A 16,130-nucleotide genomic window follows, 5' to 3' on the forward strand; every position below is an offset into this window, starting at 1 on the left:
GTCTAAAAAATGACCTTAAATTTCTTTCGTTTATAATCTCTAGCTCCAGTCAAACTTACTTTTTTTCCTTGATATTCTTGCGAATACTTTTGCAAATCGGCAATGTTTTGGACCCTAGTTCCATTTATTTCTTGAATTACCCAATCTTTATCCAAGCCAGCGTCTAACCACATTTTCCCTTTCTTTGCATCTATAGATTTTATGTAACAGCCATAGTCATATCCTCCAGTGGCGTCTATAAGGTCAGGGTCTTCTGCAATGTTTATTAGAATCGCACCTGCTAGTTCTGCCTCAAGTGCTTTTTTAGTATTTTCTTCTTTATCGCCTAAGTATGTTCCAGCTATTAGCGTATTATACCAACTTGGGTAGGATACTTCTTTTACTTTGGTGAAAGTGGCTTCTGATATGAACCCTACGGAGAGTCCATCAGCAGTAAATGTTTGAGCTTTAAGAATGGCTGATTCCTTTAATGGCATAGCTGTGGTATATTTTAGGCTGTTCACTGTTGGCACGGAGCCATCTAAAGTATAATAAATATCAGCACGGCTTCCTGCACGTAAATCAGCTTCTAAACTAACTAGAGTTTCTTCTGAAAATTCGCCACCATAAGGCTTGATACGGGTCATTTGATGCCCAAACTTATCCATAGGGAAGTTTTCAAAGCCAAGTTTTAATGCAGGAGAGTTAGCCTTTACCTGAAAGTTTCCTTCTTGTGGATTGATGAATAGTGGGTTGGCAGCTGTGGCGTTTAAATCGTAACCTTTCTTTTGCCAGTCATTAAAGTTGACACCTGTTGTTACTTCAAAATTTTCCGGATAATTAATGTTCCAATAGAGATTATTGTCATAATGTTTGCTCCATGGCCTATTAGTAGGTAAGGCCACATCTCGTATGAAGTTTTTGGTAGGTTCTTCTTTTCCTGGAATGGCTCCAGAAATCACAAAAATGTTTTTATAAATCTCGTCTTCAGAGTCTTTTGGCCAAACGTGCCAGCCAAGCGGAACCGCACTTACGGTGATGTTATTAAACACTTTACGGGCCATGCCATCTCTTAATTTGATGGTGGAACCAAGGTTTAGATTGTTGTAAATTTCAAAGTAACTAGAGCCATCATCCAAATCTATGGTCCAGTTTCCTGCACTGATAGATTTTCTATAATTGGCAATTCGGTTGTTTCTTATAATGACATTATCAATAGCATCGAGTTTGGTCAATTCTTTTAAGAAATGGTCATCCAAACCTCTTGAGCCTCGCCATTGACGTTCGCGTCCCCAAGAGTTAAAAGGGCCATGTTCGCCTGTCTCTCTCACGGTTTCCCAAATGTCATTGAATTCTATGATGTGTCCGCCCCAAGTACCGTCGTTTATACAAATGCCTGCTCTGGGACAGTTGTAAATGGTATTATGAGAAGCTGTAATTTTGTGACTCATAGAAATAAATACACCCGCTACTTGCTTTCCGTAGTCTCCAAAATCATGCATGATGCTGTTTTCTACGGTACAGTTTTGAGGGTAATCTGGTGATTTTGGGCCTGGTTTTAAATCCATTCCTTTATACATTTCTTCCCAATCTTTTCCTAGAATCTCTTTATCGTCCCAAGTTTGATAAAAGCGTACGGCGGATGGTAAACCCACAAAAGCCACGGCACTTTCACCAGTATGTACAAAGCGACAAGAAGACACTTTATTATAACGATTGTATGAGCTCATAAAAACGCCATTGCCACCTAAATATTCAAAGTTGCAATCTACGACCTGACAGTTTTCTGCTCCCTCCATATAAACAGCTCCTCCTCGATGGATAGCCCAATCACCACGAGCCATTGGCTCATAGGTATTCATAAACACACTTAGTGATTGGGTAAATGTGAATCCATTAAAAGTGATGTGTTTAACAGGCTTTTCTGAACTTCCTTTTAATTGAATCAGGTCTTTTAAAACTGGGACTTCTACCAGAGCGTTGTTCAAATCAGTTCCTTTCTCAGGATAATAGTAAAGCAGGTTTGTTTCTTTATCAAAGAACCACTCACTGGCCACATCTAGCTCTTCAAAAATGTTATCAATGAAAAACCAAGAAGCCTTAGTTCCTTTGCCACCAATTCCGTGTGAACGCTGCAATTGCCATCCGCCCTCATTAAGGTAAACTTTCTGTTCGTCTTTATTTACACTACTTATCTTGTATTGCATGTTTCCCCAGTTATGGCTTTGGAAGGCATGCACAATACCGGTTTCTGGATTCTTCCAGTCTTTATTTGTAAACGTATCTGGATTATAAGAAAACCATTCGTCATAACGACGGTCTGTTCCACCCGAAACTTGCTGATAACCTTTGCCACCACGCAAGGGGTTCTCATAGTCATAGTTTGGAAAACGTGCTCTGACTTGTCGCGTACTATTAATAAATAATTGGTCAAAGTTTAGACCAGCGGGCAATTGTGCTACAAGAATGCCATTTTTATATGGTTTCCAATTAAGGTTTTCCAGTTTCTTTGAACCTTTTATAATCACTTTTGCACCCGGTATGGCAGTAAATGTGACTGGGTATTCTTCAGTACCTGAATACGCTGAACTTAAGGTAATAGTTTTATCAAGGTAGTATGTACCCTCATTGAACCAGACAGTTATTTTTTCTTGCCCTGCCAATTTTTCTACCTCCTTGATTGCCCTTTCAAAAGTATGGAAGGGACTCTTTTTTGTTCCTTTGTTTAGGTCGTTTCCACTTTTTGCAACATAAAAGTCATGTGCTTGACTCAAATGTGTTAAGCACAAAAGAGTAAAAAGAAGTAATGTTTTATTTAATCGGGTCATGCTTAGTAAACGTGTTATTTTTTTAAGAAGACTTCTGCTGGTATTACCTTATCAAATTCCTTGATTTTAATATCACGATAGAAAATCTCTGCTGTTTCAGATTGAAATCCTATGATTCCTTCTCCTGGAGTAAGGTTGAATGCCATATTTACAACTTCTCCATTTAATTTATGAATGGTGTACTGATCTCCCATAACAATGATTTCGCACTGATTCCATTTATCGTTTAGGGCGTTATAGTTCTCTGTAGGTTTAGCAAAATGGTACCATTCCTTTTTGTTTTTTTCTAGCTGCCCTCCATCATCTGGGTGTAAATATGATTTACCGTCTGCTGTAGTGTACCAGTCATAATCTGCCCCAGGAGGACGTATGAAGTCGCCCGTGTAGTTTTTATCTAAAAGATGATCATAACGGACCTGATATTCTATGCCTACAGGCCAGACGGCATCATCAATGACGTGATAGTAAACACCTGCATCGTACTGCCATCTGTCAAAATTGTTGGTTATTTTACTTCCCCACTTGTATTCAAATCTCAGTATGTACTTACTATATTTCTTTTTGGTATAAAAAAGACCATGTGTAGCGTTTTCTCCAGTGTTAAGGTTTAGGCTGTCTGGCATGTGCTTAAAAACGTGTACCATGCCATTTTCAATCGCATAAACTTCCTTTGCCATTTCTTCATCTCCATTTCGGAGTTTCAGATACCAACCATCAAAGTTTTTTCCATTAAAGATTTGGACAAAGCCTTTGTTTGAGTTTGGATTTTTTTGTGCGGTAACGGTTATGGGTAGTATTACTATCCATAGAAGAATAGCTAGGTTTATTTTTTTCATTTTTTACTAATGCGTATTCTGCATTTAAATTGAAATAATGCTTTTCTTTTAATCGATACCTCAAAATTAGGTTAAGCCATAAAGTATCTCAGATGCATTGTTATGGTTGATTGATTTTGAAAATTCTTGAGAATTTTATTTATCCTTTTTGCCGGCAAGAACTTGCTTTCTAGCGATTAGGCTATTGACACATAACAAGAGGCGAGCCCTCTCCATAGGCAAGAGGGTCGCTTTGTTCATTTTTGTCAATTCATGAATTGTTGCAGAAGTTTACTTCGATGCTAATTCTAACTTTAAGACGGTCACATTTGGGTCTAAAGCTTCTTTAGGCACAGAAACTAAAATTCCTTTAGGAGTAAGCTCTGTTTTTAAATTGGATTTTTTCCCTGTTAAAAGGCTAGCCTTCTTTATTTTGATGTCTTTGTTAATTAGAATTTTCCCGTTTTCAGGTAAATCAAAAACGTGAGCATAAATCACATCACCTTTTTTGGTGTAACGACCCCATTCTGGTCGCTCATAAGGACTTGCCGATGCACCGTAAAGTGATTCGCCGTTTGTGTCGGTCCAATCTCCCATATCGCTCAGTCTTCTGATACTTTCAGAAGGGAATCTCCCGTAGCCATCTGGTCCAATGTTTAATAAGAAGTTACCGCCTTTAGAAACAATGTCTACTAGTTTTTGAATAAGGTCTTGACTACTTTTCCATTTGTGGTCAGATGGTTTGTAGCCCCATGAGCCATTCATTGTCATGCACGCCTCCCAGTCTGAATCTATTCCTGTGTCTGGTATTTCTTGTTCTGGTGTACCAAAGTCACCTGCAAAATCACCTTCCGTATCCATGCCTGCCATACCGTTACGACCTTTGTCTACTCTATTGTTGATAATGGTGTTCGGCTGAATCTCACGAATAAAATCATAAAACTCTTTGCCCATTTCAGTGGTATAATCGGCAATCCAATCGCCATCAAACCAAACCACACCTATGTCGCCATAGTTTGTCAAAAGTTCTTTTACCTGAGGTTTCAGATAGTTTTGGTAATACTCAGGAAATTCTGGATTAACCACTGTTTGGTCTTTCTGTCCGGCATTATAGTTTGGAAACAAATTTCCTTGAGCTTGTGGATGATGCCAGTCCACAATAGAATGGTAGAAACAGAATACAATATCTGCTTTCTTACAAGCATCTGATAATTCTTTGATGATATCACGCTTAAACGGCGATGAATCCATGATGTCATAGTCTGAGACCTTAGAATCCCATAGTCCGAAACCATCATGGTGTTTAGACGTGATGACAATATATTTCATACCCGCATCTTTCGCCATGGCTACCCATTCGTCGGCATCAAATAATTCTGGATTAAACATTCTAGGAAACTTCTCATATTCCTCAATGGTATAATCAAGCTTGTCCATGGCCCACTCAGCTCCACCACCAGCTATTTTTTCACCTCGTTCTCCGCCAATAATGGAATAAGCACCCCAGTGAATGAACATTCCGAATTTGGCATCTCGCCACCAAGCCATACGCTCGTCGTCGTTCAGTTTTTTTGTAGTGGCACTACTTTGTGCAAATCCAACATTGGTGCTAAAAACAACCAGTAGGAGAAGTGCTAATTTCTGTAAGTATTTCATTTTCTTATTTAGTATTAATAGTTATTTTCTTTTCTGATTGATTACGCATGATTAATAAGTCCAAATTGTTTGTTTCGTTGTCTAAACTAATTTGGAAAAAGTCTTTGACGGTTTTGACTTTCTTGCCTGCAGCTTCTAGGATAACATCACCTTTTTTCAGGCCATTGTTTTTTGCGGCTGGGCTGTCTTTTCGAACGTTGACAAGTATTACACCTTCCGCTGTGCTTAAACCATAGGCTGATTGTTCTTGCTCTGATTCAACACTTTTTATTTCGTTTCCATGCCATGCCACTTTTATGGCGGCATTTTTTATGTTTTCAGCTTGGTCTTCACGTTCGATTCCTTCAGGTGTTTTTGCAATGGCTTTTAGTGCTGGTTTTTGCACCCCAAACTGATGCATAGGAAAGTTCTTGAAGCCTATTTTTAAGGCAGGAGAATTGGCAGCTACAGAAAAATCTAAGTTTTCAGGGTCTTTGAACATAGGGTCACCAAAAATGCTGTGCTCATCTCTGTCATAAAGCTGAGATTTCATTAGAGCCAATTCATTAGGGAATAAGTTATAATCCAGTTCTTTTCCCCAGCCAGATAGTCTTATGTCTTTGTAACCGTCACCTACTATATTATGCTTGAAAACGTCTTCACTGTTTTCAAACCAAACATGTGGATGCAAGGAATTATCAACTATAATGTTGTTTTCTACCACTCTATTGAATCCCTCACGGAGTTTTAAACCATTGTGAAGCAGGAGATTGTTGTAAATATGGTAGTTGGAAGAACCATCATCTAAATCAATATCCCAACCATGGTCGCACCTGAAACGGTTGTTTCTGATAATGGTGGTTTTTATGGCATCCCACTTATACATAGTAGGATTAGCAGTAGTAATGCTATCCATCGTATTTCTATTAGGATGCCAAAAACGGTCTCTACCCCACGAGTTAAAAGAACCATGGTCACTGGTTTCTAAAACGGTGTTAAAAACGTCATTGAATTCCAAGATATGGCCACCCCAGGTGCCATCACCTATATTTATTCCAGCCCTTGGAACATCATAAATGCTGTTATGTCTAACCGTGATGTCCATCGCCATTGAGATTTGAACTCCTGCAGTTTGTTTTTCTATTCTCCCGATTCTGTAAATGAGATTATCTTCCACCAAGCAGTTTCTTGGGTATAACTCGTTTTGTGGTCCTGAAACGGTGTCCATCTCATCAAGTGGTACAAATTCACTATAATTAAACGAAGGCGACCTAACCGCCGATGGGTCGCCAATAAACGATATGGCACTGGCACCACAATCATGAATATGGTTACCTCTAATAACTAAGCCATCATTGTATTTGCTGGCCATGATAACGTTACCACCTAGATTGACAAATTCGGTATTTTCAATCTTGCAGTTTTCGGTGCCTTCCAGAAATAGCACACTGCCTCTATAAATGGTCCAATCGCTTCGTAAAAGAGGTTCAAAATCCTCCATGAAAGTTCGTTTGGTGTTTTCAAAGGTGATGCCGCTAATACTCACATCTTTTACCGGATTTTCTAGTGTGCCCACTATTTGAATTAAGTCTTTTAGCTGTGAGACTTCAATTTCGGATGTGTTTAAATCTATGTTTTCTTGTGGCCAGTAATAAAGCTTATGCTCTAATTTGTCCAAATACCATTCGCCGACGCTATCAAGTTCTTCAAATACGTTTTCAACCATCCTGAATTCCTCATGGGGTTTAGAGTATCTGTTATTTTGTTGGCCGCCTTCTAAAATTGCAGTACCGTCTTTGTTTATGCCCGTAATCTTAAAATGGAAACCACCCCATTTGCCCTTATGCAGAGCACTAAAGAAAGCTCCTTCCGGTTTTTTCCAAGATGCCAATCGTTCCTTAGAAATGGCATCTTCGGCATATCCTTGCCAATAAGCCGCACTTTCGTCATAGTTTGGATACCGAGCCAAAATTTGAGCTTTGTCATTAACCACCAATTGGTCAAAATCTAGACTTTCAGGTACAGACGTCACATAGATGTTATCTGTATGTTTTTGCCAGTTGCCTTTCAAAACTGTTGAACCTTTTATTTTAACATCTGAAGCACTTGTTCCTTTGATGGTTAGTCCGCTTAGTGCAGCAGGAATTATGATGGGATGAGTCAAATAATAGTCTCCTTTTGAAATGGTAATACTAATGTCAGCGTCAGGTTTGTTCGCCCTTATTTCACTGGCTTTTTTTACGGCACTTTCCAATCCTTCGAAGGGTTGTTTTTTTGAGCCAGTATTTGTTATTTTTCCGTTTTTAGCGACAAATAGATTTATACTGTTTTTTTGAGCAGTACATGGCACGGTCAAGCCTATTACCAAGAAAATTAAAACTAGGTTTTTCATATAATTATAGCGTCGCTTTTCCTTTTAAGATACCAAGAGATTGTAAAAAAACATCGGCTTCATGCGTTGTTTCTATGTAGCATCTGTCATTTTCCTGTTTTCCTTTATTGAAAAATCCATGAGGCTGGTCTTTGTAAATAAACACATCGCACCTGCTTCCTACCGCTTCCATTTTCGCTTTGAATTCATAAGCAGTGTTTACAGGGATTAATTTATCCTTGTCGCCTAAGAAGAAAATGGCTGGTGGAGCTCCTTTTGTGATATTATGCATAGGTGATATCTCTAAATAGCGTTCGCCCATTCTTTTATGTTCAAAACCCGTAGGACCATTGTCAATTACAGCATTATATAAAATGGAAGCACTGGCTTTGGAGCTGACAGATAAATCATCGGTGTCTTCATTTACACCAGGGAGCATGCTCACAGCAGCAGCTAAATGCCCACCTGCAGATCCTCCTGCAGCTACCATTTTCTTGCCATTTATGCCATATTTTTTGGCATTGCTTCTTAAGAACCGCATGGCAGATTTTGCATCTTTTACAGATTCATAGGGCGTAGTTTTATGCCTCGATTTTACGCGATAATCTACCAGTGCAGAAAGGACTCCTCTGGTGGCAAAATACTTAGCTTGGTCTTCAAACTGTAGAATAGTTCCGCCGTTCCAACCGCCTCCAAAAAAGAATACGATGATAGGGTATTTCTTGTTTTTTTGATAATTGTCAGGATAAATCAACCTTAGCTTTAAAGTATCTCGGTCTACTATTTTATAGGTGATATCATTGGCTGATTTATCTTGTCCAAAGAGATTACTCATGAAGAGCAATGCAGCTAGAAATAATGTGATTTTCTTAGTCATATTAGTATGTTATTTCAATCTTTTCGTACGCTTTTTCTATCTTAAAGACTACTTGCTTATCGTCATTTCTATTGGTAGTTCCTTTTCTTGTTTTTATCAGCTTATCTGCATCATCATAAAATTTGATGAAAGCCTCACTGCCTTTGGCTAAAGGCATGTTAATGGTAATAGGCTTATCGGTAGAAACTGAAAAGCCGCCTTCTTTGCTTTCTAAGGTAAGTGTAAAGGGCTCACCAGAAGAGACAATATCCCAACCCATGTTTTCATATTTCTCCATTCCTGAGAGAAATAGGAAATCTAATTTATTATCAATGTTTGATTGACGAGTGATTGAAAATAGACCTCTTTGGAAAAACGATCTTTCGGCAGCTACAGCATTTTCTGATGCATTTATTACTAATCTATCTACCGTTTTCTTATCGTTTAGCAATACATCAATTATTTGTGTGTTTGGGTATTTAGCTAGGGAAGAATAGCTAACATTTTCAATTGGGTTATCGCCGTTTTCAAAGTATGGATTAAACACTACCGCAAATGGATTTGACCAAGCCGCTTCATCTCTTTTTAGAATTAAAGTTGGCAGTGGTTCGTCTACAATTTCTGCCGGAGCAGTACCAGCACTAAGTGCATTTGATTTAGGGGAATTGACATCATATACCGTTTGGTTTGGACTGCCTTTGACCCATAGTCTCATCAAATTGTCTGGACTTTCATTGCTTTTTAAGCGAAAGAGTGCCTGAACATCTTCTGAGTAAGCTATCTTTTTCTTATCTGTGAAATAGTCATATCCTGTTAAATCGCCTTTTTTAGAACTTAAATCATCCGTTGTTGTCAAATTTAGAGGCTGGCTTTTTGAGTTAAATACTTCAAGCGATTGGCCGAGGTTATGATAGATGTATTCATGTTTTTGGGTGCCATCGTTTTGTTTCTTTGAACGAAATACATCGACAATATAGGGTTTCGCAGAATTGGACTTGATAATGGCGGTAAATCGCTGTTGGTCAGAAACAGTTTCTGGCTCAAAGAAAGAAACCTTGGAAAAGGTCAATTTATCAAAAGAAGGCGTTTCTCCTACTTGTGGATAGAAATTATCCAAGGTAAAAGGGTTATAAGTACGCATGGCAGCATAGTCAGACTTGCCATCTACCACCACGGTATTGTGAGCTGGAAACCTAGCATAAAAATCTCTATGATCTTCATGCCAATAACTTGGACCTTTGCCTAAGTCTGGTCCTAAAGCGTAATTATTAGCAAATAGCTCTAAAGAAATGCCATTGGCGTGAGCGTGATTACCAAAGGAGCCAACGGTCGATATCATGACTGCATCATCTCCCAAGCCCATCCTTTGGTTAAACATGCTGACATTTGGAGCATAAAAAGTAGGCGAGGTTAAGCTTGGTAACTCCTTCTTAGAAGAAGGCTTTAGCTCATCCACATAAAAGAATAGCTGGAAGTAATCTTTTGCTTCTCGAGTATATAATTTATCAGAAATCATTTGGTCCAATAAACTAGATATCAATGCCTCTTTCTCCGTACCATTATACTTTTGATAATTTGCTATTAGTAGCTCAAAATTTTCAGGAGGAAGTATTTTATGATTAGCGTCTCCAAAACCTAGGGTATAGCCAGAGGGGAATAAATATTGAAATGAGGCCAATGCTGCCTTTTCAATGATAGGATAATTTAGGAATTCGTTTTGATTGGTGGCATTGTCTAGCAGTGTCATTATTCTCAAAAGCGTAGTAATTACATGAACAGAGTAGGAGGGTGATTCTGGCCAAATGCCAGTTTCGAAATCATACACCAATAGGGATTCTTTTATAGAGAGTTGTCTATCAGTGGAGGTAGTAAAAGTGTGATCTAAGAAATATTCTCTTCCTTTTCCATTTTTATAGTTTTTATTGCTCTCTAAAACCAAACCGATGTAAGTCAAAAAGCGAGCTTGGAAGAGATTCCAGTTATTGTCAGGTATTCCTTTTGTAATAATTTGGTCACCCCATTTTTGAAAAACTGCAATGGAATTATCCAGGTTGGTATTTTTGCTGATCAAGTAATCATGCATAAAATCATAGGTGGTAACTAATGAGACCACTATGCCTTCGTGTATGACTTCAAAAGTAGCAAGCCCTGAGATGTCATTTTGAGTAGAGTTTTCTAAGTCTATAGGAGCATCTCTGTAATGCATGCCATCCATGTAGGTTAGGAAAATTGGGGCTGCCAAGGCTGCATATTTTTGTTCCTTAGTTAGCCAATACAAGAAAGCGGCATCTTCAGCGATTTCCATAATCTGCTCATTGATTTTTTCAATGGCAAAGCCAGCTTTTGAAGGGTGAACCCATTCCTGCTTTTTAGTTTTTTTATGTTCTAGATACAAGCCTCTCGGGTCATCTAAATAAGGGATAACATCGGCTAGTTTTGGTCGATTATAATCGGTAGCCCAGTCTCTGGTGCCTGAATACCTTACTGTAGGTACTGGTGCCGAGCCTTCAGAATGGGAAAAATTACCACCTTTTAAATAGACTTTGTCATGTTTGGTTTTCCAGTTCATTTGTAATCTAGAAACCAACCATTGTGGGTCTTTTTCTATTAAACCTAGGTATTTATCTAGGTTCTCTTTTTTCTTTTTTACCAGTTCATTTTTCCATTCAACCTGCTCTAATGTTTTAAGAAAATGGGCCTTAGAAGCATTATTGATATAAATTCTGGGATGATCGGAGCTTTGTGCTATTGATGCAGATACATTAAATAGCAAACTTAAAATGATTAATAAATACCTTTTTGACATGTTATACTTTTCTAAGGTTTGGTGTTGATTGTTATTTAATAACTATTTGGTCAATTTGAATGGCAAAACCATTATTACTACGCACGACCAATTCTAGTTTTGAGTCGGCTGTGACTTTTAACTCTTCAATTTTTACATGGGTTCGGGTGTTTACTGCTGGGTCATCTGTGTAAATTGTTGCAGTATATTTCTGGCCTTTCTCCAGAAAGGAGAAATCTAAAGTTACTTTACGCTCTTCTGTACCATTAATACCACCAACAAACCATTGCCTGCCCTTTTTTCTTGCTATCACGCCTATAGCTCCTATTTCTCCAATAAGTACCTTTGTCTCATCCCAAGTAGTGGGCACAGCATCAAAAAAAGCTAATTCTGGTTCGACACCGATATGTCTACTGTCTCCCCATAAACCATCTGTTTTTTCAGGCGAATCTAAAGGCTTGTCGTACCAGTATAAAAACTGTAAGGGGCTAAATAAACAGACGGTTTTAGCTAATTGTGAGGCTCTAGAGCCCATTTTGTCTACTCTATTGTTGTAATAGCAAACGGTGTTATCAGCGGCACCAGCAAGCATCCGAGTAAACATGGAGATTAATGTGTGTTCATTAGTTACACTAGTTTCATCACCCGCTATTCCTTCTTGGGTAAGTAAATTAGGGTAAGTTCGTGAAAAACCTGTAGGCCTGTATTCGTCATGAACGTCCACTATCATTTCATATTCAGCGGCTTTTTTTATGGCTTCATGTAACCAGCTTGTGGCGTTTTGGTCGCCTATTCTTACAAACCCAAACTTTATTCCTGAAACACCCCATTTTTTAAAAAGTGGTAAGACTTCATCCAACTGTTTTTCAAGTGCTCTCCGATTCACATACAGAATTACTTTTATGTCTTTGCTATCTGCATATTTACAGATAGATTCAATGTCAAAAGGTCCTTTAGTTCGTTTTGGGTCTGGCGTAATGGTGGTAGCATCTGAGTTGTCATACATTTCATTTCCGTACCAGCCAGCATCAAACAATACATATTGCATATTATGCTCTGCTACAAAATTTATAGCGGCATAACCACCTTCTGTAGTCAGCGTTGTTTCTCTTAAAACTTTCCCCGGAGTAATCCATGACTCATCTTTGATTTTAGAAGGGTCGTTTAAGTTTTGAATGATGTAATTATTTTCTAAAAGTTCGCCTTCAGTTTGAGCTATCATAACTACTCGCCATGGAGACTGGAAGGGTAGTTGCTTATAGACTTTAGCCCCTTTTTTAAAACTCTCTGATATTATGGCACCTGTTATGGTGTCTTGTTTTTGTGTTTCCATTTCCCCATCAAGAGTAGACAAAATACTAAAGGCGGAGGTGTTTCCTTTGGTGTAACTAAGCCGAGCATAATTTATAAGTTTAGCTTCTGCTAATGCCACTTTTAGTTTTTCACCCATATCTATTAAAAGTGGTCGCTCACAGCCTTCTTCTAGCTGGCTTAAAGGTATTTTTTTGTATTCCCCTTGAGCTGTCAGGACTCCTTTTTCACGTTTGGGTGTAGACCAAACTGGATAGTCTTCTTTGAAATTATAGGAGATTTTTTCTTCAAGTCCGATTTCTGAAACACCAGTTTGCTCTGGAATCTCATAGGAGAATGCTATCCCTTCATTATAAGCTCTGCAAATAAGGTTTACATGAGCTTTTCCTTTTTTTAGATAAACCTTTATTTGATTATAGTTGTCGGGAATGGTATTCAATTCAGCGAAAGTAGAACTCCACTCTTGGCGAATAGAAACCTTTTCTGTTTTAAGAATAGAAAGCTTCCCCTTGAAGTCTAACTCTTTCGAAATTAGGGTTAAATCGGACGGTAAGACAAGTTCTTGTTTATTATTTAAGATAGAAAAGTGGATGTTATTTTCATCTTTTAAGCTTATTAGCTTAAAAGTTTTACTACCGTCAGGAGAGCTTACTTGAATGTAATCCGGCCTTTGTATTCCTGAAACCAATGACAGAAATAGGCTAATACCAAGACCATATATTTTTAATAAATTACTCATTCTTTAATCTTTTATTGATTCTAGGGTAATGGTTTGATATTCTGTCGCTGGTACTTTGAAAGAGATATAAGCTTTTCCGTCTATTATGGCTCTGCTTCCGTTTAGTGGTTTCATGCCAATATTTAATAATGGTTTTCCTTCCGATAGGATATCAGGGAAGGTTAGTAGAATGGCTTCATCGCAGCTGAGCATCATTTCATTTCCAAAAACTAAAGCCGCGGAGCCTGATTTCTTTCCAAGAATTTCTATAGAATAGCCGTCTTTTGAAATTCTTTTTCCTGCTCCTAGAAAGAGGGTAGTAGTTGAATTTTCTGTACTGGACAGAGCGTAGGTTCCTTCAAAAGAGATTCCATCATGACTATAAATGTCATGTTTATCAGAGGAGAAAACATAATCCGTTCTATGGTCTAAACTTTCTATTTTTAAACCAACAAAAGAGCTCTCATTATTACCCGATTTAAAGTTTTCAACGCTTCTTATTGTTGCCGGCTCATTTTCAGAAGATGGCTCGTAAACTGTTACAAAGGGCTTAGTCCATGCTTCTCCGTATTGCCTGACGATGGTGGTTAGAAGTGGGTCTTTAACTATTTCATCAGGAATTACATTATGTCTAAATGCCTCCGATGGTGGGGTTGATACTTTAAATATTTCTCGGTTCTGATTTCCTTGAACCCACATATTCATCTTGACTTGTTCTTGTCCGCTTAGGTTAAGGCTATAGGTAGCTTTGAATGGCTTGTCAAATGCAGTAGAGCGTTCTTCATTTAGATAATCGTATGCTTTGATGTTACCTTCCTTAGACGTGAGTTTTGAACTACTTTCTAAAACTATACTTTGATTATCAATAGTGGTGAATTCTAGTTCTTGTCCAAGATTATGATAAAAATAATCGTGGTATTTATCAGCACCTTCTTTCTGTCTCGACCTAAAAATGTCAATGTAATAACCAGTGCTTTCTCCAGTTCTCACAATACTCATAACACGATTTTGGTCAGCATTGGTACTGGGTTCATGAAAATACAGATCAGAGAAGTTAATATTGGGATAAAAGCCCGTCTTTCTTTCAGAGGAAGGGTATAAGGAGTTGACTTCAAATGCATAATAACTCCGCATCTTATTATATTCCGATTTCCCATTAACAGACACGGTATTATGTGCTGGGAATTGAGAATAGTATTCTCTATAATCCGATTGGAAATAACTAGAACCTCTTCCGCCTTCTGGACCTAAGATGAATCCTTTGCCATAAAGCTCCATGGCTATGCCATTTGAATGTGCGTGGTTGCCTAGTGAACCAACTTGTGAAACCATTAAACCATGTTTTTTGTCAAAGCCATTTCGCATGGCTATCCAACTTACGTTTGGAGCATAAAATGAACTTGTGATGTAATCTTCGGGCTTTGCGGGTAAAATGTTAGCATCTAATGCTACTTTGGAATCATACAAAAACTCGTTAAAGGCATTTTTGCTTTTACCATGTTCTTGGCTCTTACCTTCAAGCATATAAATAAGAGAAGTGAATTCATCTTCCTGCTCACGGTTTTTAAATTGCTGGGCATTGCTCACTAAGTCTAAAAAGGCTTCGGTTTCCAGTGGTCCATAATGTGAGTCGCCAAAGGCAACAATCGATTTATTTGGGTACAAATACTGCGGCATTATCGCGACTGCTTTGGGCAAAATGGGCATGTAAGGTAATATGTTTATTGACAATGCCTCTTGAATTGTTCTTGCCAAATGTGTATAGCCTTTAGCCACACTGATAGCATAACCAGCACTCTCATTCCAAATGCCATTTTCTTGGTCGTAACCAGAAGCCAAAACGTCTTTAACAGACCATTGTCTGGCTTCGGTTTCATTAAAAACCCGATTCAGATAATATTGACATCCTTTACCATCAGAATAAGCACTGTTATCATCAAGAACCAAGGCTAATTGAATCACAAAATTGGCCTGGTGTAGGTTCCAGTTATTATCTGGAACACCATTTTTTATGATAATTTCGGCTAGCTTTTTTAGGGAAGCAGTGTAAACAGGAATTTGCTCTTTTTTGTTTTTTTGAAGGTAATCGTAAAGGAAATCATAGGTTTCAGCCAATTCGTCCACGATATTTTCCTTAATCACTTGAAAAGAGGTGATGCCTATTATGTTTTGGATATTACTTTTTTGTAGATCTATAGGTTCATTTCTATAATACAAACCTTGCATATAAACATCAAAAAGATGTGTGGCTAATTTGGCATAAGCTTCATCACCTTCAATAAAATAGACCAATGCGGCATCACGAGCTATACCCAGAATATTCTCATTGGTATTTTCAATAATGCGGCCTGTTTTTGACGGAGGTATCCAGTCCCATTTGCCTGTTTCTTTATGTTGAACATACATACCTCGCTCATCTTCCAGATAAGGCTGTGTTTCTTCTAATGAAGGCGTTTTATAGTCTGTCACATAGTCTCGCTGCCCTGTAAATCGGACAGTTGGGACTGGTGCATAGCCTGTGGCGTGCAAATAAAACGCTCCATCTACATAAACCTCCGTAGCATGAGTTTTCCAATGCATCTGCAAACGAGATGATAGCCATTCTGGGTCGGTTTTATATTGGATGACGTATTTAGAGATTTTACCTTTTATGGCTTCATAAGACTCTTTTACTTCCTGAGAAACTTCTAATTCTTGACGAATATCCTCTTTGGTCACTTTTGGTGAAATTAACCTAGGATGATTCCGCTCAATGGTCTCTGGGAAAACAAATTGAGCTATTGTGGTTTGCTTTAAAAGCAAACTAAAACATACAAGTAGTAGTAATCTCAT

8 protein-coding genes are annotated in these 16,130 nt (G+C 38.2%); all 8 read right to left on the reverse strand.

Translation table 11 applies throughout. From position 1 onward, the window contains the following. Positions 1-2: 2 nt before the first annotated feature. The 8 genes from ACSBFT_RS02610 to ACSBFT_RS02645 all read right to left on the reverse strand — a co-directional run bounded on the left by ACSBFT_RS02610 (position 3) and on the right by ACSBFT_RS02645 (position 16,130). Positions 3-2,753, reverse strand: coding sequence for a chitobiase/beta-hexosaminidase C-terminal domain-containing protein (locus ACSBFT_RS02610; RefSeq protein WP_489603302.1), 2,751 nt, complete (start codon positions 2,751-2,753; stop codon positions 3-5). Between the two features lie 68 nt (positions 2,754-2,821). After that, positions 2,822-3,643, reverse strand: coding sequence for a 3-keto-disaccharide hydrolase (locus tag ACSBFT_RS02615; protein ID WP_489603304.1), 822 nt, complete (start codon positions 3,641-3,643; stop codon positions 2,822-2,824). 270 nt (positions 3,644-3,913) lie between these two features. After that, positions 3,914-5,278 carry an alpha-L-fucosidase gene (locus ACSBFT_RS02620; protein WP_489603305.1) on the reverse strand — a complete coding sequence of 455 codons (1,365 nt, stop codon included), beginning with the start codon at positions 5,276-5,278 and terminating at the stop codon, positions 3,914-3,916. Between the two features lie 4 nt (positions 5,279-5,282). Beyond that, positions 5,283-7,649, reverse strand: coding sequence for a right-handed parallel beta-helix repeat-containing protein (locus ACSBFT_RS02625; protein WP_489603307.1), 2,367 nt, complete (start codon positions 7,647-7,649; stop codon positions 5,283-5,285). Between the two features lie 4 nt (positions 7,650-7,653). Further along, the gene (locus tag ACSBFT_RS02630; protein WP_463048379.1) at positions 7,654-8,505 is read right to left on the reverse strand and encodes an alpha/beta hydrolase; all 852 of its coding nucleotides are present in this window, start codon (positions 8,503-8,505) and stop codon (positions 7,654-7,656) included. A 1-nt stretch (position 8,506) separates the two neighbouring features. Beyond that, a complete protein-coding gene (locus tag ACSBFT_RS02635; RefSeq protein WP_489603309.1) occupies positions 8,507-11,290 on the reverse strand; it encodes a heparinase II/III domain-containing protein in 2,784 nt (927 codons plus the stop codon). Positions 11,291-11,321: 31 nt separating this feature from the next. Then, on the reverse strand, positions 11,322-13,319 hold the full coding sequence (locus ACSBFT_RS02640) for a glycoside hydrolase family 97 protein (protein ID WP_489603310.1): 1,998 nt from the start codon (positions 13,317-13,319) through the stop codon (positions 11,322-11,324). Between the two features lie 3 nt (positions 13,320-13,322). Beyond that, entirely contained in the window at positions 13,323-16,130 is a 2,808-nt protein-coding gene (locus ACSBFT_RS02645) for an endo-acting ulvan lysase-like protein (protein WP_489603312.1), read from the reverse strand.

It is taken from the genome of Arcticibacterium sp. SM2516 (assembly GCF_057914865.1).